The 23264-nt window shown below is 50.8% G+C and carries 19 protein-coding genes; 10 read left to right on the top strand and 9 right to left on the bottom strand.

Annotated features, from left to right (window positions below; translation table 11 throughout):
* The first annotated feature begins 11 nt into the window (after positions 1 to 11).
* A complete protein-coding gene (locus PT300_01780) occupies positions 12 to 914 on the top strand; it encodes a divergent polysaccharide deacetylase family protein (GenBank protein ID MDF7679410.1) in 903 nt (300 codons plus the stop codon).
* Here the strand turns inward: PT300_01780 and PT300_01775 are convergent.
* Positions 911 to 1702, bottom strand: coding sequence for a glycosyltransferase family 2 protein (locus tag PT300_01775; GenBank protein MDF7679409.1), 792 nt, complete (start codon positions 1700 to 1702; stop codon positions 911 to 913). The genes PT300_01780 and PT300_01775 overlap by 4 nt on opposite strands.
* A gap of 343 nt (positions 1703 to 2045) precedes the next feature.
* Positions 2046 to 3206, bottom strand: a complete 1161-nt coding sequence (metB, locus tag PT300_01770) for a cystathionine gamma-synthase (protein ID MDF7679408.1) — start codon at positions 3204 to 3206, stop codon at positions 2046 to 2048.
* A gap of 276 nt (positions 3207 to 3482) precedes the next feature.
* Here metB and metJ point away from each other — a divergent pair, with 276 nt between their 5' ends.
* On the top strand, positions 3483 to 3800 hold the full coding sequence (gene metJ / locus PT300_01765; protein MDF7679407.1) for a met regulon transcriptional regulator MetJ: 318 nt from the start codon (positions 3483 to 3485) through the stop codon (positions 3798 to 3800).
* Positions 3801 to 3852: 52 nt separating this feature from the next.
* On the opposite strand, the gene rpmE is transcribed toward metJ, so the two are convergent.
* Positions 3853 to 4068: a 50S ribosomal protein L31 gene (gene rpmE / locus PT300_01760; protein MDF7679406.1), complete on the bottom strand. Its 216-nt coding sequence runs from the start codon at positions 4066 to 4068 to the stop codon at positions 3853 to 3855.
* 231 nt (positions 4069 to 4299) lie between these two features.
* Here rpmE and priA point away from each other — a divergent pair, with 231 nt between their 5' ends.
* The 7 genes from priA to rraA all read left to right on the top strand — a co-directional run bounded on the left by priA (position 4300) and on the right by rraA (position 12173).
* Positions 4300 to 6495 (top strand): primosomal protein N', encoded by a 2196-nt coding sequence (priA, locus tag PT300_01755; GenBank protein MDF7679405.1) that lies wholly within the window; start codon positions 4300 to 4302, stop codon positions 6493 to 6495.
* A 150-nt stretch (positions 6496 to 6645) separates the two neighbouring features.
* A complete protein-coding gene (cytR, locus tag PT300_01750; protein MDF7679404.1) occupies positions 6646 to 7677 on the top strand; it encodes a DNA-binding transcriptional regulator CytR in 1032 nt (343 codons plus the stop codon).
* A 90-nt stretch (positions 7678 to 7767) separates the two neighbouring features.
* A complete protein-coding gene (gene ftsN / locus PT300_01745; GenBank protein MDF7679403.1) occupies positions 7768 to 8643 on the top strand; it encodes a cell division protein FtsN in 876 nt (291 codons plus the stop codon).
* An 85-nt stretch (positions 8644 to 8728) separates the two neighbouring features.
* The gene (gene hslV / locus PT300_01740; GenBank protein ID MDF7679402.1) at positions 8729 to 9259 is read left to right on the top strand and encodes an ATP-dependent protease subunit HslV; all 531 of its coding nucleotides are present in this window, start codon (positions 8729 to 8731) and stop codon (positions 9257 to 9259) included.
* Positions 9260 to 9268: 9 nt separating this feature from the next.
* The gene (gene hslU / locus PT300_01735) at positions 9269 to 10600 is read left to right on the top strand and encodes an HslU--HslV peptidase ATPase subunit (protein MDF7679401.1); all 1332 of its coding nucleotides are present in this window, start codon (positions 9269 to 9271) and stop codon (positions 10598 to 10600) included.
* Positions 10601 to 10665: 65 nt separating this feature from the next.
* Entirely contained in the window at positions 10666 to 11592 is a 927-nt protein-coding gene (menA, locus tag PT300_01730; GenBank protein ID MDF7679400.1) for a 1,4-dihydroxy-2-naphthoate polyprenyltransferase, read from the top strand.
* 92 nt (positions 11593 to 11684) lie between these two features.
* On the top strand, positions 11685 to 12173 hold the full coding sequence (rraA, locus tag PT300_01725; protein MDF7679399.1) for a ribonuclease E activity regulator RraA: 489 nt from the start codon (positions 11685 to 11687) through the stop codon (positions 12171 to 12173).
* 214 nt (positions 12174 to 12387) lie between these two features.
* Here rraA and pfkA read toward each other — a convergent pair whose 3' ends face one another.
* The 6 genes from pfkA to fdhD form a co-directional block, all read right to left on the bottom strand.
* A complete protein-coding gene (pfkA, locus tag PT300_01720; GenBank protein ID MDF7679398.1) occupies positions 12388 to 13350 on the bottom strand; it encodes a 6-phosphofructokinase in 963 nt (320 codons plus the stop codon).
* Positions 13351 to 13559: 209 nt separating this feature from the next.
* Positions 13560 to 14456: a CDF family cation-efflux transporter FieF gene (gene fieF / locus PT300_01715; protein MDF7679397.1), complete on the bottom strand. Its 897-nt coding sequence runs from the start codon at positions 14454 to 14456 to the stop codon at positions 13560 to 13562.
* A 128-nt stretch (positions 14457 to 14584) separates the two neighbouring features.
* Positions 14585 to 15859 carry an MFS transporter gene (locus tag PT300_01710; protein MDF7679396.1) on the bottom strand — a complete coding sequence of 425 codons (1275 nt, stop codon included), beginning with the start codon at positions 15857 to 15859 and terminating at the stop codon, positions 14585 to 14587.
* Between the two features lie 43 nt (positions 15860 to 15902).
* Positions 15903 to 18026 carry an alpha-galactosidase gene (locus tag PT300_01705; GenBank protein ID MDF7679395.1) on the bottom strand — a complete coding sequence of 708 codons (2124 nt, stop codon included), beginning with the start codon at positions 18024 to 18026 and terminating at the stop codon, positions 15903 to 15905.
* Between the two features lie 112 nt (positions 18027 to 18138).
* A complete protein-coding gene (locus PT300_01700; protein ID MDF7679394.1) occupies positions 18139 to 19134 on the bottom strand; it encodes a substrate-binding domain-containing protein in 996 nt (331 codons plus the stop codon).
* Positions 19135 to 19218: 84 nt separating this feature from the next.
* Entirely contained in the window at positions 19219 to 20022 is an 804-nt protein-coding gene (gene fdhD / locus PT300_01695) for a formate dehydrogenase accessory sulfurtransferase FdhD (protein ID MDF7679393.1), read from the bottom strand.
* 179 nt (positions 20023 to 20201) lie between these two features.
* Here fdhD and fdnG point away from each other — a divergent pair, with 179 nt between their 5' ends.
* Positions 20202 to 23252, top strand: coding sequence for a formate dehydrogenase-N subunit alpha (fdnG, locus tag PT300_01690; protein ID MDF7679392.1), 3051 nt, complete (start codon positions 20202 to 20204; stop codon positions 23250 to 23252).
* Positions 23253 to 23264: the final 12 nt, after the last annotated feature.

Below are 23264 nucleotides of genomic sequence, written 5' to 3'. Positions count from 1 at the left end.
TAATCATCAGTATGCTGACTTTCGCGTTACCTGTCAGTGCTGGCAAGTTATCTATCGTTATTGATGATTTTGGCTATCGCCCACAGCTGGAAAATCAGCTCCTCGCTCTGCCGCCCACCATTGCTGTCTCTGTATTACCTAATTCCACTTATGCTTATGAAATGGCGAGCCGGGCACATGCGCGCGGTCATGAAGTGCTCATTCATTTACCGATGGCACCTTTCAAAAAGCAGCCGCTGGAAAAAGACACGCTACGCCCTGATATGAGTCAGGCCGAGATCGAACGTATTATTCACGATGCCTTACGCAAAGTGCCATTCGCAACCGGCCTCAACAACCATATGGGCAGCGCGATGACCGCCAGTCTGCCGGGAATGCAAAAAGTGATGCAGGTGCTGGCTCACACGTCACTTTATTTTCTCGATAGCGTGACTGTCGGTAGTACCCAGTCAATCCGTGCGGCACAAGGCACTGGCGTAAAAGTGATCAAACGTAAAGTCTTCCTCGATAACTCACCAGATGAGGCCAGTATTCGCGCCCAGTTCAATCAGGCTATCAAGCTGGCGCGCCGTGATGGCTCTGCGATTGCTATCGGCCATCCGCGCCCCAGTACGGTACGCGTGCTGCAACATATGGTCTATCATCTGCCACCGGATATCACCCTTGTGCGCCCCAGCAGCTTGCTAGAGGAGCCTCAGTTCGATACTGCCACCGCCACGCCACCGCCAGCCCGAATCGTTCGACAAAAGCCATTTCATGGTATCAAGATGTGTCGACGACAACATCCGCAACCTCCCGTTAATGGTCGTCGTTTCTTCAGCGTGCTGAGCTCATCCATCCGCGAGAGTTCGTTGGTGCAGGACTTTCTGCAACAGTGGCGCGGCGAGGAGAACCTACCGCCAGAAAAAAATTAGCGATCAGCAGGTTTTTCTGTGACAGGGTGCGGTTTATCGCTATAGAGATACCAGGCTTTAAAATACTTCAGGAAACTGTATAAAACGGCGTATATGCCGGTCACGACCCCAACCTTGCCGTGGCGCCATGCTCCGCTGAACAGATACCACTTAAAAAATGCGCCTATTGCACTGGTTATCCCGCGCCCCAGCGATGGCCTGATCTTCTTATATTTGACCAGTCGGCTGGTATAGCTATTGAGCTTGGTAAAGACCTCATGCAAGGAGTAAAAAGTATCATGACGGACATGCCCAGGCAGTTTGATCGAACGCGCATAACCTGTCACCTGATCATCGACCGGGCGATCATTAAAAGCAGCGACAGTACGATTAAATAAACGCACCGGGTAATCCGGCGAGGATACCGGATAAATAGTCCGCACCTCTTTACCCAATACTCGCCAGTAGCGAGGCAAGCGCCATGCACAGGCAGGATCGATACTATCCTGAGAGGCTTTCATCTGCAAAATAGTATCGATAACTTGATTATCGAGTATTTCATCACTGTCCATACATAATACCCAGTCATGGTTGGCTAAAGAGATGGCGTAATTCATTTGTGCACTGTGAAAAGTATAAGGATGATGACGTACCTTCAGCTCCCAATGGCGGCAAATAGACAATGTTGTATCCGTGCTGCCGGAATCGACAACAATGCACTCATCAGCCACCTTTAAGAGCGGCGGTATAACTTCATTCAGCAATCTGGCAGAATTAAAAGTAAGCAAGCAAACGGAAAGTTTGAACATGATTTTTATATAACTCAATATTAATTAAGCGATTTTGTAAATCAGAAATTGAAAAATAAACAGTGAAGACAAATGATGCCGGGTAGAGATATTTTTTTAATTTAAAAAGAGTTCATAAATAATAATAATCTATCATTGCCTGAGTGCCACTTTGTTTTGCTCTTAATTAATAAAAGTGATCTTTCGCTGAAAAAAAGTCGTGGAATTCAACACCTGGTGGGCCAGGCGTTGAGTCTGTTGGCAATATTACTGTTGTGAAAGGCGGGGAGGGGATAGGTCGCAGCATGCATGTCCAGGCTGGTGGTATCAGCCCCATCGTTGCGCGCTGCTGCGATACCCAGGTTTACGGCTCACTGGCGGCGCGAAAGCCATTGGCCAGATCGGCAATTAAATCCTCACTGGCCTCGATACCTGCCGATATCCGCAAAAGCATCTCTGAAATCCCGGCGGCGGCACGCGCTTCGGGCGACATGCCGGCGTGAGTCATCGTGGCCGCATGTGAAATTAAACTCTCTACCCCGCCGAGTGATTCAGCGAGAGTAAAAAGTGACAATCCGGCTAAAAAACGCCGCAATGTCTGCTCATCACCCGCCAGCTCAAAACTTAACATCGCACCGAATCCTTTTTGCTGATGTGCGGCAATCTGATGGCCTGGATTTTCCGCTAAAGAGGGGTGATACAACTTTTTAACTAACGGCTGTGTCTGCAGATAATCGATAATCGCCAGCGCATTACGCTGCGCCGCATTGATACGCAGTGGCAATGTCCGCAAACCACGCAGTAATAAATAGCTGTCGAAAGCGCTCCCTGTTACGCCAATATTATTCGCCCACCATGCCAGTTCACTGACCAGCTTCGGCTCTTTAGCGATCACTGCCCCGGCAACAAGATCAGAGTGACCATTGAGATATTTAGTGCAGGAGTGCAGGACGATATCCGCCCCCAGCGCTAGTGGATTTTGTAATACCGGACTAAGGAACGTGTTATCCACGACACTGATAGCACCCGATTCACGAGCCAGCGCACAAATTTTAGCGATATCGACCACCCGCAGTAGCGGATTACTGGGACTTTCGATCAGGATAAGTTGCGGTTTTTCAGCCAGCGCCTGACTTAGCGCCTGTTCATCACCCAAATCGACAAATTGCACCTGATAGCAGCCACGTTTTGCCAGACTGTCAAACAGGCGATAACTGCCGCCATAACAGTCATGCGGGGCGATGAGCAGATCGCCTGGTTTGAGTAACACCGTCGTCACCAGCAGGATTGCCGACATCCCGGTATTGGTCAATACCGCGCCACTTCCCCCTTCCAGTTCGGCTAATGCATGTTGTACCACATCGCGCGTCGGGTTACCGCGACGCGAATAATCATGGGCGCGAGGTTGATTAAAAGCGGAGAAATTATAGGTACTGGAAAGATGAATCGGTGGCGCCACGCAACCGTACTGTTGGTCTTCATTTAAACCGCTACGCGCTGCGATGGTGGCTGGATGACGGCTCATAGTGATCATACCCCCGGGCTGAAATGATGAAAGGTCAGACACCAGAGTAATCATTACAATAACAGACGTCAACACATCCAGACATCTAAACATCTTTACTGATAGATTGAGCAAAAAGCAAATAGCCGTTAAAATTACCCTTATTATTAGTAGACGTCTACTGGAGCTTATTTGCTGTCAGAACCTGTATACTGCGGTAAAATAGATATTATTCTGGCTCGGATCTTCCATCAGGGCTGTTAATTTATAACAAAATCATTAAAGGTATCTCTCTCTATGGCTGAATGGAATGGCGAATATATCAGCCCCTATGCTGAGCACGGTAAGAAGAGTGAACAGGTAAAAAAAATTACGGTATCCATTCCTCTGAAAGTATTAAAGATTCTTACCGATGAACGCACACGTCGTCAGGTTAATAACCTGCGTCATGCCACCAATAGCGAACTATTGTGTGAAGCGTTCCTGCATGCATTTACTGGCCAACCCTTACCTGACGACGCCGATCTGCGCAAAGAGCGTAGCGATGAAATCCCGGAAGTGGCGAAACAAATTATGCGTGAGATGGGCACTGACCCGGATACATGGGAATACTGAGCCAACAAAAAGGCCGCCCGGATAAGGCGGCCTTCTTTCAATATCGGGACAGTTATTTTTTGCTACCCGGTACGCTGAAACGTTTGTTAAAGCGATCAACCCGGCCGCCGGTTGCGACATCACGCTGTTTACCGGTGTAGAATGGGTGGCATTGACTGCACACGTCAAGATTCAGATCGTGGCCGACAGTAGAGTTGATTTTCATGACATTACCACAAGAGCAGGTTGCAGTAATTTCTTCATATTTGGGATGAATATCTTTTTTCATGGGGGAACCTCAGTCAAAGGCCGCGTCGCTCTTCCGGCCCTTACGCCAGACACCACGCGATGTTAATAATTCCCGGTATGATTGATAACCGGTAACAGAGCTTAATATCGCATACATGCGGTATTAAAGGCGGCGAATCATACAGAATTTAACCATAATATGCAATCTGATCCGCGCGGCTTTATCACAATGTGTATACTGAGCGGCCAGATTGCTAGTCAGGAAGATGCCATGCCGATTGCCCAGGTTGCCTTACCCGTCCCACTTCCCCAGACCTTCGAGTACCTGATACCGGACAGTATGCAGGTCAATGTGGGCTATCGTGTGCGGGTTCCGTTTGGTAAGCAGGAGCGTATTGGGATCGTCACCGCCATCAGCGAACAAAGCGAACGACCATTAAACACGCTAAAACCGCTCAGCGAAGTCCTTGACAGCGAACCTGTCTTTTCTTCTGCAGTCTGGCAGCTTCTATTATGGGCCGTTGATTACTATCATCATCCTGTCGGTGATGTGCTGTTCCACGCGCTGCCGGTGCTGTTACGGCAGGGAAGAGCAGCCAGCATGGCACCCTTACAGTATTGGTTTATCACTGCGCAGGGAGAAGCTATCGATATCAATAGCCTCAAACGTGCCCCTAAACAGCAACAGGCGCTGGCGGTATTACGTCAGGGAAAAATCTGGCGTCATCAGGTCGCTGAGCAAGCATTGAGCGATACCGTGCTGCACGCGCTGCGCAAAAAAGGGCTCTGTGAGCTGGCCAGTGCTGCGCCATCGGTGGTCGACTGGCGGACACAGTTTGCGGTCTGTGGTGAGAAATTACGCCTCAATAGCGAACAAGCGATTGCTGTCGGCGCGATTCACAGCGCCGCTGATCACTTTTCACCGTGGTTACTGGCGGGGATCACCGGTTCCGGTAAAACAGAAGTTTATCTGAGTGTACTGGAAAACGTGCTGGCACAAGGTCGCCAGGCGCTGGTCATGGTGCCGGAAATTGGTCTGACACCACAAACGATTACCCGTTTCCGGCAACGGTTTCATGCCCCGATTGAAGTTCTGCACTCCGGCCTCAACGACAGTGAACGGCTGGCCGTATGGATCAAGGCTAAAAACGGTGAAGCGGCCATTGTTATTGGTACGCGCTCGTCACTCTTTACCCCCTTTCAGGATCTGGGGGTGATTGTGATCGATGAAGAACACGATAGCTCTTATAAACAACAGGATGGCTGGCGCTATCAGGCTCGTGATCTGGCCGTCTGGCGTGCTCATAACGAGAAAATTCCGATTATTCTTGGTTCAGCAACACCGGCACTGGAGACGTTGTATAACGTTCATCAGGGGAAATATCGTCAGTTGAAGCTTACCAGACGTGCTGGTAATGCGACCCCTGCGCGGCAACAGCTGCTGGATCTCAAAGGCATTCCGCTGCAAGCCGGTCTTTCCCCGGCCTTGCTGGCGCGTATGCGCCAGCATTTGCAGGCCAATAATCAGGTAATGTTATTCTTAAATCGCCGTGGTTTCGCGCCTGCACTACTCTGTCATGATTGCGGCTGGATCGCCGAGTGTCCGCGTTGCGATAGCTATTACACACTACATCAGGCACACCAGCTGCTGCGATGTCATCACTGTGATAGCCAGCGCCCGATCCCGCACCAGTGCCCTTGTTGTGGATCAACGCACCTGTTGCCGGTGGGCATGGGTACGGAGCAACTGGAGCAGGTATTAGCGCCGTTATTCCCGGGGGTGCCTCTCTCGCGTATCGATCGTGATACCACCAGCCGTAAAGGTGCGCTGGAACAATACCTTGCTGATATTCATCGCGGTGGAGCACGCATTCTGATCGGCACACAAATGCTGGCAAAGGGCCACCACTTTCCGGATGTCACCCTGGTTGCACTGCTGGATGTCGATGGCGCACTGTTTTCCGCTGATTTTCGTGCCACGGAACGCTTTGCTCAGCTCTATACACAAGTCTCAGGGCGCGCCGGTCGCGCCGGGAAACAGGGTGAAGTCATTTTACAAACGCATCATCCTGAACATCCGCTGTTGCAAACCTTACTGAATCAGGGTTATGACGCTTTTGCTCACCAGGCGCTGGCCGAACGCCAGGCCATGCGCTTACCGCCGTGGACCAGCCATATTTTGCTGCGTGCTGAAGATCATAACAATCATCAGGCGCCGCTGTTTTTACAGCAATTACGCCAGCGACTGCAGACCCAGTTACTCACCGACGACGGATTATGGATACCCGGCCCGGTTCCGGCCCAGGCACCGAAGCGGGGAGGACGCTGGCGCTGGCAGCTCTTATTACAGCACCCTTCGCGCATCCGGTTACAACAGATTGCCGGTAACCTGCTGGCGCTTATCCACACCCTACCTGAGGCTCGCAAAGTGAAATGGAGTCTTGATGTCGATCCAACGGAAAACTAAACAATTTGTTGCGAGTCAGATCGTAAAGATTAACATTCGCTTATTTTAAGCAAAATATCTGTCACTCTCTGTACTGACTATCTGCTAAAAAGAATGCCATTCCAGAAATGCAAGGAGTGTATCTGTCGCCGTCAGTAAGGAGAGAAACAGGTGAAAGACAAAAAACAGACTGTTACTGCAACGATGAAGGATGTTGCGCTAAAAGCAAATGTTTCTACCGCAACGGTATCACGGGCATTAATGAATCCTGATAAGGTGTCTCTGGCCACTCGCCAGCGCGTAGAGGAGGCCGCCAATGCGATCGGCTATCAATCCCAATGGCCTGGGCGCCATATAAGACGCCACGACTCCTGTACGATTCTGGTTATCGTACCGGATATCAGCAACCCTTTTTTCAGTGAAGTGATTCGTGGGATCGAACTGACGGCGACACAGCAAGGTTATCTGGTACTGATTGGCAATTGCGCATATCAGAATCAACAGAAAAAAAATTTTTTTAACCTGATTGTTAGCCGAAAAATAGATGGAATACTCCTGTTAGGCTCCCGGCTTCCCTTTGACACTGAGCTCATCAGACAACAGCAGAAACTCCTGCCGATAGTCATGGCCAATGAATTTTTACCTGAGCTTGCGCTACCTGCGGTACATGTTGATAACCTGACCGCCGCATTTCATGCCGTTCACTATCTGCACCAGGCCGGACATCGACGCATTGCCTGTATTACGGGACCGAAAGACATGCTACTATGCCAGTATCGCCTCCAGGGCTATATCCAGGCGCTTCGTCGTGGCGGAATACCTGTCGATCCACACTATATTGTTCACGGCAATTTTACTTATGAAGCAGGCGTTGAAGCGCTGGAGCAACTTCTGACATTACCGGTGCCTCCCGGTGCAATATTCTGTCATAATGATCTTATCGCGCTGGGGGTTTTATGGCAGGCAAAACGTCGGAATCTGAAAATACCCGATGATCTGTCTATCGTCGGTTTCGATAATATTGCGTTAGCGGAATTTTGCGACCCACCATTAACCACGGTTGCGCAACCCTGCTTTGATATTGGCTGTAAAGCCATGCTGCTATTATTAGAGCAGCTAAATGGTCATCGTATAAACAGTGGCTCACGATTACTGGATAGCGAATTGATCGTTCGTGGTAGTACACGACAAATCAGTGCATAAGTCACAGTTTTTGAGCTGCCTCTTCTGGTCAAAGGCTCGTAGCTTAAGTAACATGGCGGGCTGGTGAATGAATAAGACAGCGAAACGATAGTGGCACAACGAGATTATGTACGCTGCAGCCAACCGGCTTCTTCGCGGCGCAAAAAGGGTCATACCCGAAATACTAAACCTAAGAATAAACCCAATGGCTCTTCAGTGGCTTCACTGACGGTGGTTGCTATTGCAGCAGCTGTCGTAGTCGCTTTTATCGGGGGACTGTACTTTATCACGCACCATAAAAAAGAAACCACCGAAGTATCGCAAAACCGCCAGGCGACCGTTACCCTCCTGCCACCAAAACCTGAGGAGCGCTGGCGCTATATTAAAGAGCTGGAAAATCGTCAACCTGAAATACGTCAACCGACGGAACCGACAGCGGGGGGAGAAGTGGTGAACACGGATCAACTCACCGCTGAACAACGTAAAATGCTGGCACAGATACAGGCGGATATGCGCCAGCAACCCACCCGGTTGGCTGAAGTGCCCTGGAATCAACAAACGGAGTCTCAGCGCCTGGCGCAGCAGCAAAGCAGAGCACAACAACAGGGGGCTACCGTTCTGCCATCGCAGAAACCGGCACTCCGATCCACACCGGCCATATCACAGCCCAATCAGGCTTTAGCGCAGACACTGGCGGCAACGCCACCAAAACCACCGTCAGACACCTCTGCGACGCGCGTTGAGGAAGATAAAAAAGAGAATCGTAACTGGTTCATCCAGTGCGGTTCGTTTAAAAATGCCGAACAGGCAGAAACGGCACGTGCACAGCTGGCATTTGAAGGCTTTGCCTCACGAATTACCATCAACAATGGCTGGAATCGCGTCGTTATTGATCCCCGGAAAGGAAAAGATAATGCCGAAAATCTGCTTGAACGCCTGAAGATAGCAGGACATGCGAACTGCATTCGTCTCGTGACCAGGGGTTGAAAAAAACTGAAGTTCCCCCATCTACGATCACAATCTGCCTCGCACTAACTGCGAGGACCCTGATTTTTTACCGGGAGGTCAACTCGTGACAACAATAGTAAGTGTGCGCCGTAACGGCCATGTCGTTATTGCTGGTGATGGCCAGGCCACACTGGGCAATACCGTCATGAAAGGTAATGTGAAAAAAGTGCGTCGCCTCTATAACGATAATGTGATAGCTGGTTTCGCGGGTGGTACGGCCGATGCATTCACCCTGTTCGAACTCTTTGAGCGTAAACTGGAAATGCATCAAGGCCATCTGGTCAAAGCGGCGGTGGAACTGGCGAAAGACTGGCGTACCGATCGTATGCTACGTAAACTGGAAGCACTGCTGGCTGTCGCCGATGAAAATGCATCGCTGATCATCACCGGTAACGGTGATGTCATACAACCAGAAAATGATCTGATCGCTATCGGCTCAGGTGGCCCTTACGCTCAGGCTGCTGCACGTGCTCTGCTGGAAAATACCGAAATGGGGGCGCGTGACATCGCGGAGAAAGCATTGGATATTGCGGGCGATATCTGTATTTATACTAACCATTTCCACACTGTCGAAGAACTAACCTCTAAAGTGTAAGGATCCCCTATGCCTGAAATGACCCCACGCGAAATTGTCAGCGAACTGAACAAACATATTATAGGCCAGGACGCCGCCAAGCGATCAGTGGCTATCGCGCTACGTAATCGCTGGCGTCGTATGCAGCTGAATGAAGAGCTGCGCTATGAAATTACCCCGAAAAATATTCTGATGATCGGCCCCACCGGTGTGGGCAAAACCGAAATCGCCCGTCGTCTGGCAAAACTGGCTAATGCGCCGTTTATCAAAGTAGAAGCGACCAAATTCACCGAAGTGGGTTATGTGGGTAAAGAAGTCGATTCGATTATCCGTGATCTGACGGATGCCGCGATCAAAATGGTTCGCATGCAATCTATGGAGCAAAACCGTCAGCGGGCAGAAGAGCTGGCGGAAGAGCGTATCCTTGATGTCCTGATCCCACCGGCGAAAAATAACTGGGGTCAGACAGAACCGTCCCATGAGCCCTCTGCGGCACGCCAGTCATTTCGCAAAAAACTGCGTGAAGGGCAGCTCGACGATAAAGAAATAGAAATCGATTTCGCTGCTGCGCCCATCGGGGTTGAAATCATGTCTCCCCCTGGCATGGAAGAGATGACCAGCCAGCTGCAATCCATGTTCCAGAGCATGGGCAGTCAGCGCCAGAAACCACGGAAACTGAAAATCAAAGATGCAATGAAGCTATTGATTGAAGAAGAAGCGGCGAAGCTGGTCAACCCGGAAGAACTGAAGCAGAATGCGATTGATGCTGTCGAACAGCACGGCATTGTGTTTATTGATGAAATCGACAAAATTTGCAAACGGGGCAATAGCGCTGGTCCGGATGTCTCCCGTGAAGGGGTACAGCGTGACCTGCTGCCCCTGGTGGAAGGCTGTACCGTATCGACTAAACACGGCATGGTGAAAACCGATCATATTCTGTTTATCGCCTCCGGTGCATTCCAGATAGCCAGTCCAGCTGACCTGATCCCTGAATTGCAAGGGCGTTTACCGATTCGTGTTGAACTTAAAGCGCTGACCACCGAAGATTTTGAGCGGATCCTGACCGAACCCAACGCTTCTATTACCGTTCAGTACAAAGCGCTGATGGCCACCGAAGGTGTTAATATCACCTTCACGGAAGACGGGATTAAGCGTATCGCGCAGGCAGCCTGGCAGGTCAATGAATCGACTGAAAACATTGGTGCTCGCCGTCTGCATACCGTGATGGAACGTCTGATTGAAGATATCTCTTTTGACGCCAGTGAAATGAACGGCCAGGAGATTATTATCGACGCTGATTATGTCGGTAATCATCTTGATGTACTGGTAGCAGATGAAGATCTTAGTCGTTTTATCTTATAATCCAGCGTAATATATTTTCATCATCATTGATGGGGCTATATGCCCCATTTTTTTGACCAGGACTTATGACTGAACAATCCATAAACCGTTCTCAGGCCTGGCTGGAAAGTTTGCGGCCCAAAACACTACCGCTGGCCTTTTCCGCCATTATTGTCGGTACTACGCTGGCATGGCAGCAAGGATACTTCGACCCGCTGGTCGCATTACTGGCGTTGATCACCGCTGGCCTGTTACAAATTTTATCCAATCTGGCTAATGATTATGGCGATGTCACAAAGGGCAGTGATAAGCCAGATCGTATCGGGCCATTACGCGGTATGCAGACCGGGGCGATCACCCAGCGACAAATGAAGTACGCACTGGTTATTACCGTGGTACTCAGTTGTTTTTCCGGCATCGCGCTGCTGCTTTGTGCCTGGCAAACGATGGCTGATTTTATAGGCTTTATGGTGCTGGGGGCGCTGGCGATAATCGCGGCGATTACCTATACCGTCGGCACCCGGCCTTATGGTTATATCGGCCTGGGCGATATCTCCGTGCTGGTATTTTTTGGCTGGCTGAGCGTGATGGGAAGCTGGTATCTTCAGGCTCACCGCATTGACGCCACGATTTTCCTGCCAGCAACCGCCTGCGGCCTGCTTGCCGCAGCGGTACTAAATATTAATAACTTACGCGATATCGATAGTGACAGAGAAAATGGTAAAAATACCCTTGCCGTGCGTTTTGGCCCGCTCAATGGTCGGCGCTACCACGCTGTTTTGCTGCTGGGTGCGCCACTCTGTCTGGCGTTATTTAATCTGATGAGCCGATCGCATCTCTGGAACTGGTTATTTATACTCGCCGTGCCTCTGCTGGTGAAACAAGCGCGGTTTGTGATCCATGAGCGCGAACCGGTGGCGATGCGCCCGATGCTGGAGCAGACAGTGAAAGCTGCACTTTTCACCAACTTACTCTTTGTTATCGGTATTATTTGCAGCAAACTGATGGGCTAGCTGATAAATATCAATGAATAGCTGATGATTTTGCCAACAGCACTGTTTGCGGGATATACTAAAACCCTCCTATGCCAACTGACGCTAATCCTATGAAATATGATACTTCCGAGCTTTGTGACATCTACCAGGAAGATGTCAATGTCGTAGAACCGTTGTTCTCCAACTTTGGTGGACGGGCATCGTTCAGTGGACAAATCATCACCGTAAAATGTTTTGAAGATAACGGACTCCTGTACGATATGCTGGCACATAATGGCCGTGGTCATATTTTACTGGTCGATGGTGGGGGGGCTGTCCGTCGCGCATTAATTGACGCCGATCTGGCCCGTCTGGCCGCAGAAAACGAATGGGAAGGGATCGTGGTTTACGGTGCGGTACGTCAGGTTGATGATCTGGCTGAGCTGGATATCGGTATTCAGGCGCTCGCCGCTATCCCGGCAGGTGCAGCGGGTGAAGGCGTGGGTGAAAGCGATGTGCGCGTTAACTTCGCGGGTGTCACATTCTTCTCAGGTGATTATCTGTATGCCGACAATACGGGCATTATCCTTGCTGAAGATGAACTGGCGATGGATGAATAACCCCTTGCTCGCCATGATGGGCAGCATGAAGAAATCCGTGCATAACAGATTAATACTCGCGCTGCCCACGGTCAGAACAGCAAGTCAATGACCTCTGACAGGGGGCAGGCGCTAAAATAGACCGGCGAAACGATCATCTGGCCTGTACGGCAAAGAGACAAAAAAACCTTCTCACTGAGAAGGCTTCCGGTATTTGATATTATCCATTTGAGGATTAGTACAGTTTTTTCGCACACGTCAACCAGTCACTCTTGAACGGACGTTTCATATTCTCGATGGCATCGATAATATCGTGATGTACCAGCTTTTCATTCTGGATACCGACACAACGCCCACCAAAACCTTCCAGCAGTAACTCAACGGCGTAAGTTCCCATCCGTGACGCCAGAATACGATCATAAGGTACTGGCGCACCGCCGCGCTGAATATGGCCCAGAACAGTGGCACGGGTTTCACGTCCGGTCTCTTTTTCAATGTAATGTGCCAGCTCGTGAACATCACACATATGCTCTGTGATGGTGACAATAGCGTGTTTCTTGCCCTTGGCGATGCCGGCTTTGATTCCGTACACCAGCTCATCGCGTGAGAACCCTACTTCCGGCACTACAATAAACTCACAACCCCCCGAAATAGCCGCGGCAAGCGTGAGATCACCACAATAACGCCCCATCACTTCGACAATAGAGATACGTTGATGAGATGACGAAGTGTCACGCAGGCGGTCAATCGCTTCGACAACCGTGCTCAATGCGGTAAAGAAGCCAATCGTGTAGTCAGTACCTTTGATATCGTTATCGATCGTACCCGGCAGGCCAATGCACGGAAACCCCATTTCTGTCAGACGCATCGCGCCCATATAGGAGCCATCACCCCCGATCACCACCAGCGCATCGAGGCCTCGTTTTCTCATATTTTCTATTGCGACAGCACGAATATTGTCTTCACGAAATTCAGGGAAACGCGCCGATCCCAGGAACGTCCCGCCACGATTAATCATGTCGGAAACACTATAGCGATCAAGCTGAGACATCCGGTTTTCATACAGACCGAGATAACCATCATAGATACCAAACACTTCCAGACCTTCCGTTAATGCTGTACGTACCACACCACGGATTGCTGCATTCATACCAGGTGCATCACCACCACTGGTCAATACACCGATTCTTTTAATCATAACAACCTCTGAATTTAAGAAGCAAAAATAAGCGTGTTAGCTGACCCGAATCTGAGTCAGATATGCACGGCAATGGCGGCAATAATATATCAAATGCGACCGACTGAAAGGATTCAGGTCAGACTAATAGTCGGTAATTTATACAAAAATACGACTCGTGCAACACTATTTTTGAGATGATAGGGCATTGACAGACAATCTTCTGAAGATCAGGCATCAACCTGCGATGACGGCGCTACAGCAGAACAAGGGTCCTGATGAATAATGACATCCGCGCCAGGAAAACGCTGCAAAATCGCCTGTTCTACCTGTTCAGCGATATCATGTGCCTGAACGAATAGCAGATTATCGGCCAGTTCGAGATGTATCTGAATAAAACGTGTTGGCCCGGCCTGCCGTGTCCGTAGATCGTGGGCACCGCTGACACCCGGCCAGTGGGTCACAATATCAATGATTTCCTGTCGCTCTTCATCGGGTAACGAGCGATCCAGCAATAACTGAATGGCGTGATATCCCATCCGTAGCGCACTGTATAGAATATAGACACCGATAACCAGGGCAAATAATGCATCTGCACGGTGCCAGCCATACCACGATAACCCCAGCGCCAGCAGAATGGCACCATTCATCATGACATCCGACTGATAGTGCAGCATATCTGCTCTTATCGCCTGACTTTGTGTTTTGCGCACCACCCAGCGCTGAAACGAGACCAGTATCAGTGTACTTAGCAGTGCAATCAGGGTCACAATAATACCGATACTGACTGCGCGCATAGGCTCGGGTTGTACCAGGTGCTGAATACCGGTTAAAAACAGAAAGAGTGCCGAACCACTGATAAACATACTTTGTGCCAGTGCCGCCAGTGATTCCGCTTTACCGTGACCAAAGGTATGTTCTTTATCGGCCGGTTGTAACGAGTAGCGTACGACCAGTAAATTAGTTAATGAAGCGGCAATATCGACCAGCGAATCGACCAGTGCCGCCAGGATACTCACTGATCCGGTATACCACCAGGCAAAAATCTTAATCAACAGCAAAATGAATGCCATTGTCGTCGCGGCAATCGCCGCACGTGTGACTAACCGCCCATAAGATGAGTTCATCGATATCCTGCTCCTTATCCCCGCGATATTATGAGTATAAACCGAACTTTTATCGTATCGGCTCTGCAGGTAATAAGAAGACAGCGGCCATATCGCCTGACAGGACAGCAATATAGCCCACTGATAGCTTATCGGTCAGTCATGGCGTGATCATTTTGTATCGCTTTATTCTCCCGCTGTTGCCCTGATAAGGTGAATGCGGAAATCAATGTCGCCAGCAGCGCAATACTGCCGAGCATGAAATAAGTATGCTGAAAACCAATCCGGTCGTACATATTACCGGCAAATACCGATAATGGAATGGCAGCGACTTGTTTAGCAAACTGAAAACCCACTAGGTAGATCGTTGCTGAAAGACGTGTATCGAATACGCCAGTAATATATTTAAAGGCACCCACCAGTAAAAACGGCACTTCAAGCGCGTGCAGCATTTTTAGCGCCACCACTTCCACGGCGTTACTGGCAAAAGAGGAGCCGATCATTCGTGTCGCCATCACCAGCCCGGCAATTAATAACGTATTTTTAGCGCCGATACGATTAATAATCCACGGTGAACAAAACATAATCGCGGCGTTACAAATTTCGCCTGCCGTCGTCGCGAAACCAAAAGCACGGGTGCCTGCTTCAGGGGTAGTAAAATAGGATTTAAAAAAAGTGGCAAATTGCTGGTCAAAAACATCATAAACACAGGCGACACCAACAACATATAAAATAAACATCCATATTTTTCGCTGACTAAACAGACGTAGCGCACTTCTTAAATCAATAGCTGAACTGTTCGCCCCTAAGGAGTCCATCACCTGGGCTGTATGATTAGCCTGTGGTCGGGCAAAAGCCACCAGCACCAGCAGCAGTAATGCCGCCGCTGATCCCATCCAGAAAACCGACGCGGGATTGATACCAAACAGCATCCCCGCCGTTGAGGCACACAGCGCCCAGCCCAGACAACCAAATGTCCGCGCTTTACCATATTCAAAACCACTGTTACGGCTTACCCGCTCGATATAGGCTTCCATCGCGCCACCCCCGGCGGAAAAAACAAATCCGATATAGGCGCCACCGCTTAATGCGCCTAACCAGATATTGCTTTTCAGCAACGGTGCAAAAACATAGAGAAAAAACGGCGCGATCAGCACCAGCAACAGCGAAATGATCCACATCAGATTCTTTTTCAGCCCTAGTTTATCGGAAATCACCCCTAATACCGGTTGAAAGCAGATCGCAAACAGCGACAAACTGGAAAAGACAATCCCTGTTTTAGTTTTATCCAGACCGATCACATCGGAGAGCCAGATCGGCAGAAACGGAAAGCATGTCGCCATAATGAAGAAATAGAGAAAGAAGAACAGCCCGAAAATCCAGAAATTGGGGTTGTTTTGATGGGTACAGCTTGTCGGGATCATGTTGTACTCCTTAAATGAAGAACGGCCAGCCCGTTAGTGTCGGTCACACACGTTGCAAGCCAATCAGAATCGCACTTTCAGGATCAAGGATCGGTAAGGCCAGTCCCGCCTGTTGCAGCCACTCACCACTGACCGTTTGTGGCGTCACCATCCACTGCGGCAATTTGCGCATGGTATGTCCCCCTTCACCGGTTAGCTGAATATTCGGGTGATCCAGCAGCGTCACCTGATAACGCGCTTCGGCCGCCAGTCCCGCCATACGCAACGGTGCCAGCAGGCTGTAATCGGGCATCGCCAGTTGGCTGACAAGGAACAGCGCCTGACACTTGTCCTCACTGACGATGCCCTGCGCCAACGTGGTACTGTCTGCCATATCCAGCCGCCACAGCACTCCGTGATGGATGACATGTCGCCACTGTTTGTACAGTGCAGCATACTGGCGATAACCTGCACGCTCCTGCTCATCAGCGCATACCGGGTCCAGTTCCAGTCCCAGATGACCAAACAATGCGGTCAGACCACGAAAGGCGATACTGTGTTGACGGAAGGTGGCATGACAACGGCGATGGCCGATATGTGCGCCCATCACTTCTGGCGGGAAGAAATAGCTCATTCCGCGCTGAATAAGATTACGCTCCAGCGCGTCATTGTTATCAGAGACCCAGAAACGGTGGCATCGTTTAAGAACCTCGAAATCAATACGCCCACCGCCCGATGCGCAGGATTCAAATTCAACCTGTGGGAAACGGGCGATCAGCGTATCCAGCAGACGATAAAACTGATGTGTCTGAGCGTCGGCAGCGGCCTGACCATGATGCGCCGGTTGCACCAGCTCACGGTTCATATCCCACTTGACGTAATCGATCGGGTGCTCTGCCAGTAGCCAGCTGATCCGTGCCAGCAGATAGTCAAACGCTTCGGGGATATTGAGATTGAGAACATATTGATGACGACCGGTCAGCGGGGTATAGCCGGGGAGGGCGAGGATCCAGTCCGGATGTGCGCGATAGAGATCCGAATCAGGATTGATCATCTCCGGCTCGACCCAGATACCAAACTCCATCCCCAGCGATTTGACATGTTCAATCACCGGGAGCAGGCCATCAGGATACTTGTGCTGATCAAGATACCAGTCGCCAAGCGCAGCCCGATCATCGTTGCGCCCTTTAAACCAGCCATCGTCGATAATGAAACGCTCGACCCCCAGCGCAGCGGCTTCATCTGCCATGCGCATGATGTATTGCGGATGATGATCGAAGTAGATCCCCTCCCAGGTATTCAGATGGATCGGCCGGGGTTTATTTTCCGGGAAATGGATGATCTGCTCACGCAGATAACGGTGAAACTGTTGACTCATACCATTCAGCCCGTGTGCGGAATAGCTGGCATATAACCAGGGAGTCCATAAGGTTTCGCCTTCCGCCAGCGTTTTTTCTCCCGGCAGATATAACGCTTCAGCCTGCAAATAACGTCGGCCATCGGTTTTGACTTCCGCCCGTAAACGATGATTACCACTCCAGCCCGCATGAACTCCCCACACTTCACCCTGCATTTCACTGAAAGCGATATTGCCGGTGATCAACGCTGGAAAGTGTTCATGGGATGTGCGCCCACGCCGGTTTTCGATCACAAAACTGTCATGGGTCAGGATCAGTCGATGTGGCTGGAACTCGCGTGTCCAGCGACCATGAAAGGCCATCACCTCACGCGCCCGTTCGGCAACCGGTAGTGTGATAGCCAGTCTTTCCACCTGCCAGGCGGGGGAACGCAGGTTGGTCAAGCCGTGGCGGATCGCCAGCACACCGCACTTATTGAGCTGAATTTCACTGCATAAGCGCAAACCTGCCTGCTTATCCTCACTGAGCAGCGTCAGGCGTTGTCCCTCCTGCACCACCTCCTGAGTCGTGAATATCGGCGAGCCATCCAGCCCCTGGCGATGGCCTTCAATCCCTGGGGCACCAAATAACCCATGACCCGATTCCGCCATCAGAGTCAGCGGTGAGTCGACATCAAGGCGACCATTGGCGACAGGGCGTGCCAGGGTTGTGCTGTCCTCAGCTGAAAAATGGTGTAAATGGGGGCCCCAGTAAATAATTTCGGCGCAGGGATGGGTTTTGATCACCACATCTCCCTGCTCACTTTGCAGACGTAAAATCGAATCAGACATCATGCTCCTCCACAAAAACTGACCGCTTACTGTTGATCCGAAACGTTTCGGATAACAACTAAAACGTTTCGGTTTTGTGATCAGAGCGAGGATTTAAGCGTACAAAAAAAGATCAGGCGGTATCGCCAGGGATAAATTCGGGTTGCCAGAGCACCTGTAACGCGGAGAGATCTTCACCGGCAATCAACCGTCTGACCATACCGGCGATCTGACGACCGACACCCTGGCGCGTGGCCTGAATCACGGCGGCGACCTGTGTATCAAGAATACTATCAGCGGGTAAACCATCGTAAACCACCAGAGCCACACGCTGTTCACCGCTCAGACGACCTGACTGCGAGAGGGCCATCGCAGCACCATCGCCATGAATATTGCTGTCCGTCAGGATCGCCGTTGGTGGTGCCACTTCGGCGAGCAGCGCCCGCGTTGCCTGATATCCTCCGCGCCGGGTGGGCGGCACAAGACGCAATCCATCGTCAGCAAGGCCAGATTCACGCAGGGCATCGAGATAACCACGCCGCCGCTGAGAAATAAACGCCTGATTATTATCTTCGCTCAATAAGGCGATACGCCGATGACCGTGATGAATGAGATAGCGAGTCGCCTGATAAGTCCCGGCATAATTATCAAAATCGAACCACGCATAGGGGTGTGGCAGGCGACTACGACCGAGGGCGAGAAAAGGCAAACCAGCCGCCAGCAGTTGCACCAGACGCGGATCATCATCGAGGGTATGGGTCACAATCAGCGCATCAACACGACGACTTTGCACCATACGCATATAGCTATGTGTCTCTGCCTGCTCATCATCAGCAAGCAGCAATAGATCAATTTCATCGCGTGCCAGTTCGTGGCTGATCTCGCCCACCATGTCAAAAAATATCGGGTTACTCAACGGGGAAGAACGAACCGGAAACACCAGCCCTACCGCATCAATTTTCCCCATTTTCAGCCGACGGGCAAAAGTATTAGGACGGTAACTGCGGCGCTGTGCTTCGGCTTCAACACGCGCCCGTGTCTCGGGTGAGACATCATCATAACCATTGAGCGCCCGGCTGACGGTTGTTACCGAGATCCCCAGTTCTTTAGCGATAGATTTCAGCGACATAATGATTTGAGTCCAGGCAAAGATAGCCGTTAGTTTCCTGCAATATCAGGGTAGCGTCCAGTGATGATCAGAAGATGGCGCGGATCATTCGGCAATCAGCCGCTGTGGATGGGTATAAATCGTTGCCCTGCCAGGCTGACAGAATCCTGCCAGCGTCAGATTGCAGCGTTGCGCCACTTCCACTGCCAGCAGCGTGGCAGCAGACACCGCAAACAGGATCTCGACACCACACATCGCGGCTTTCTGAACCATTTCATAACTGGCACGGCTGGAGACCAGCGCCGCGCCTTGTTGCCAGTGATCACCCTCCTCGCTACGCCGTCCGAGTAATTTATCCAGCGCAACATGACGGCCAACATCTTCATATCCGCCTGCCAGTTCACCGGATGGCGATAACCAGACCGCTGCATGGGTACATCCTGTTATGCGCCCCACCGGTTGAACGTCACGTAAATGTGCCAGTACGGAATCAAGATGCGCCAGATGGAAGGTTTGCGTAAAGGGTAAAGAAGGTATTGGCTTACTGATATCATTCAGTTGTTCCACACCACAGACACCACATCCGGTTCTGCCAGCCAGCGCACGCCGATATGCTTTCAGCGCCATAAAACGACGGCTGGACAACTCAATCTGGACCTCCAGACCGTGACAGGCTTCTGTAATGTCTATCCCGTAGATCTCACGCCGGTTTTCGATAATGCCCTCCGAGAGCGAAAAACCGATGGCAAATTGCTGTAAATCCTTCGGTGTGGTCATCATGACGACATGCGAGATACCGTTATAAACCAGCGCTACTGGCACCTCTTCTGCCAGCTCATCCGGCTGAGGATGTTGTAAATCATCGCGCTTCCAGAGCATTATCTGACGATAACCCTTAATGTTTTTCATTGTTTCAGAAGTGCTTTTATCCACTTTGTCTCATCCATTCCACAACCGGCACGCGGCTAATATGGTATTATCTCTTTTTCCCTCCAAATCAAAGGGAACTTTTCACGATTGTGAACTTTTGCGGACTTTAGCGCAAAATAAATCAGTTAATGTGACAATGTTGATACAAGGAGTAACGTATGCAGGTCAGCAGAAGGCAGTTCTTCAGGATCTGCGCTGGCGGAATGGCAGGAACAACGGTAGCAGCACTGGGATTCGCCCCGGCCACTGCCCTTGCGGAAACCCGGCAATATAAACTGTTGCGCACCCGCGAAACCCGCAATACCTGTACCTACTGTTCCGTGGGCTGTGGCTTATTAATGTATAGCCTCGGTGATGGCGCAAAAAACGCGAAAGCTTCTATCATTCATATCGAAGGCGATCCAGACCACCCGGTTAACCGTGGCGCACTGTGTCCCAAAGGGGCAGGATTAATCGACTTCATTCATTCAGAAGGTCGGCTGAAATTCCCGCAATACCGGGCACCCGGCACTGATAAATGGCAGCAAATCAGCTGGGACGAAGCCTTTGATCGCATCGCGAAACTGATCAAAGAAGACCGCGATGCTAACTTTGTGGTTAAAAATGACGCCGGAACCACCGTTAACCGTTGGTTAACCACCGGGATGCTATGTGCCTCTGCGGCCAGCAACGAAAACGGCTATTTAACCCAGAAATTTACCCGGGCGCTCGGCATGCTCGCGGTTGATAACCAGGCGCGTGTCTGACACGGACCAACGGTAGCAAGTCTTGCTCCATCATTTGGTCGCGGTGCGATGACAAACCACTGGGTAGACATTAAAAATGCCAATCTGATTGTCGTTATGGGCGGGAATGCAGCAGAAGCACATCCTGTCGGCTTTCGCTGGGCGATAGAAGCCAAAATTCATAATGATGCCAAAATTATTGTTATCGATCCGCGCTTTACGCGCACCGCATCGGTAGCCGATTTCTATGCGCCTATCCGTTCCGGTACAGATATTGCTTTCCTGTCTGGCGTGATTCTGTATCTGTTGAATAACGAAAAATTCAACCGTGAATATACCGAAGCCTATACCAATGCCAGCCTGATTGTGCGCGAAGACTACCACTTCGAAGAAGGGCTGTTCAGTGGCTATGACGCAGAGAAACATCAGTACGATAAGACCAGCTGGAATTACGAGCTGGATGAAAACGGTTTTGCGAAACGCGATACCACCCTGCAACATCCACGCTGTGTCTGGAATTTGCTGAAACAACACGTCTCCCGCTACACCCCGGATGTGGTGGAAAACATCTGTGGTACGCCGCAAGCAGACTTCCTGAAAGTCTGCGAATACATCGCCGAAACCAGTCAGGCCGATAAAACGGCCTCCTTCCTCTATGCGCTGGGCTGGACCCAACACTCTATCGGGGCACAGAATATCCGCACCATGGCGATGATCCAGTTACTGCTGGGTAATATTGGTATGGCGGGCGGCGGGGTGAATGCCTTGCGTGGCCACTCCAATATTCAGGGACTGACCGATCTTGGCTTATTGTCACAAAGCCTGCCGGGTTATATGACGTTGCCGAGTGAGCACCAGACCGACCTGCAAACTTATCTCGCGGCTAACACCCCCAAACCGTTGCTGAAAGGTCAGGTGAACTACTGGGGAAACTACCCGAAATTCTTTGTCTCAATGATGAAATCCTTCTTTGGCGATAAAGCGACAGCGGAAAACAGCTGGGGCTTTGACTGGCTGCCAAAATGGGATAAAGGCTATGATGTTTTACAGTATTTCGAAATGATGCATCAGGGTAAAGTCAATGGTTATATTTGCCAGGGCTTTAATCCGGTCGCCTCATTCCCGGATAAAAACAAAGTGGTCGCATCCCTGTCGAAACTGAAATTCCTGATCACTATCGATCCGCTGAATACCGAAACGGCCACCTTCTGGCAAAATCACGGTGAAGCCAACGATGTTGACCCGGCGACCATTCAGACAGAAGTCTTCCGTCTGCCATCAACCTGCTTTGCGGAAGAAAATGGCTCCATCGTCAACTCCGGACGCTGGTTGCAATGGCACTGGAAAGGCGCCGATGCCCCAGGGGACGCGATAACTGACGGCGAAATACTGGCTGGCATTTTTATGCGGCTACGTAAAATGTATGCCGAAGATGGCGGCCCGGCACCAGAACCGGTGCTGAACATGAGCTGGAATTATGCCACACCTCACGAACCTGCGGCAGAAGAAGTGGCGATGGAGACCAACGGTAAAGCGCTGGCGGATATTATCGATCCGACAACCGGGGCGGTTATCGTCAAAAAAGGGCAGCAGCTGAGCTCCTTTGCGCAACTCCGTGATGATGGCACCACCGCCAGCGGTTGCTGGATCTTTGCCGGTAGCTGGACACCGGAGGGCAACCAGATGGCGCGCCGCGATAACGCTGATCCTTCAGGCTTAGGCAATACCTTAGGCTGGGCGTGGGCATGGCCGCTCAATCGTCGCATCCTGTATAATCGCGCCTCCGCTGATCCGCAAGGTAAACCGTGGGACCCGAAACGCCAGCTTCTGAAATGGAACGGCACAAAGTGGGCGGGTGTGGATATCCCGGACTACAGTACTGCCGCACCCGATACCGACGTCGGGCCCTTTATCATGCAACCGGAAGGCATGGGGCGCTTGTTTGCGATTAATAAGATGGCAGAAGGTCCATTTCCGGAACATTATGAGCCGTTCGAAACACCGCTGGGCACGAACCCATTGCATCCGAATGTGGTGTCCAACCCGGCCGCGCGTATCTTCAGCGATGATCAGCGGCAGCTGGGGAAAGCGGATCAATTCCCGTATGTCGGCACAACGTATCGCCTCACCGAACATTTCCACTTCTGGACTAAGCACTCACGGCTTAACGCGATTGCGCAACCAGAACAGTTCGTGGAAATCGGCGAAACCCTGGCGAATAAGCTCAACATTGCCCAGGGGGATACGGTAAAAGTCTCCTCGCATCGCGGATACATTAAAGCCAAAGCGGTGGTGACCAAGCGCATCCGGACGCTGAAAGTGGATGGTAAAGATATCGATACTATCGGTATCCCTATCCACTGGGGTTATGAAGGGGTCGCGAAGAAAGGCTTCCTGGCGAATACACTGACGCCGTTTGTCGGTGATGCGAATACGCAAACGCCAGAGTTTAAAACCTTTCTGGTCAACATAGAAAAAGTGTAGGGTATAAGGCTG

The sequence above is a fragment of the Enterobacteriaceae bacterium ESL0689 genome (genome assembly GCA_029433525.1).
Taxonomy (GTDB): domain Bacteria; phylum Pseudomonadota; class Gammaproteobacteria; order Enterobacterales; family Enterobacteriaceae; genus JAQTIF01.
This window is presented reverse-complemented; position numbering and strand designations above follow the sequence as displayed.

What these genes read in the sequence shown, in the direction of transcription:
- PT300_01780 (MDF7679410.1), top strand. Translation starts at nt 12, where the DNA reads ATGCTGACTTTCGCGTTACCTGTCAGTGCTGGCAAGTTATCTATCGTT.
- PT300_01775 (MDF7679409.1), bottom strand. Translation starts at nt 1,702, where the DNA reads ATGTTCAAACTTTCCGTTTGCTTGCTTACTTTTAATTCTGCCAGATTG.
- metB (MDF7679408.1), bottom strand. Translation starts at nt 3,206, where the DNA reads ATGAGCCGTCATCCAGCCACCATCGCAGCGCGTAGCGGTTTAAATGAA.
- metJ (MDF7679407.1), top strand. Translation starts at nt 3,483, where the DNA reads ATGGCTGAATGGAATGGCGAATATATCAGCCCCTATGCTGAGCACGGT.
- rpmE (MDF7679406.1), bottom strand. Translation starts at nt 4,068, where the DNA reads ATGAAAAAAGATATTCATCCCAAATATGAAGAAATTACTGCAACCTGC.
- priA (MDF7679405.1), top strand. Translation starts at nt 4,300, where the DNA reads ATGCCGATTGCCCAGGTTGCCTTACCCGTCCCACTTCCCCAGACCTTC.
- hslU (MDF7679401.1), top strand. Translation starts at nt 9,269, where the DNA reads ATGCCTGAAATGACCCCACGCGAAATTGTCAGCGAACTGAACAAACAT.
- menA (MDF7679400.1), top strand. Translation starts at nt 10,666, where the DNA reads ATGACTGAACAATCCATAAACCGTTCTCAGGCCTGGCTGGAAAGTTTG.
- rraA (MDF7679399.1), top strand. Translation starts at nt 11,685, where the DNA reads ATGAAATATGATACTTCCGAGCTTTGTGACATCTACCAGGAAGATGTC.
- pfkA (MDF7679398.1), bottom strand. Translation starts at nt 13,350, where the DNA reads ATGATTAAAAGAATCGGTGTATTGACCAGTGGTGGTGATGCACCTGGT.
- fieF (MDF7679397.1), bottom strand. Translation starts at nt 14,456, where the DNA reads ATGAACTCATCTTATGGGCGGTTAGTCACACGTGCGGCGATTGCCGCG.
- PT300_01710 (MDF7679396.1), bottom strand. Translation starts at nt 15,859, where the DNA reads ATGATCCCGACAAGCTGTACCCATCAAAACAACCCCAATTTCTGGATT.
- PT300_01705 (MDF7679395.1), bottom strand. Translation starts at nt 18,026, where the DNA reads ATGTCTGATTCGATTTTACGTCTGCAAAGTGAGCAGGGAGATGTGGTG.
- PT300_01700 (MDF7679394.1), bottom strand. Translation starts at nt 19,134, where the DNA reads ATGTCGCTGAAATCTATCGCTAAAGAACTGGGGATCTCGGTAACAACC.
- fdhD (MDF7679393.1), bottom strand. Translation starts at nt 20,022, where the DNA reads ATGAAAAACATTAAGGGTTATCGTCAGATAATGCTCTGGAAGCGCGAT.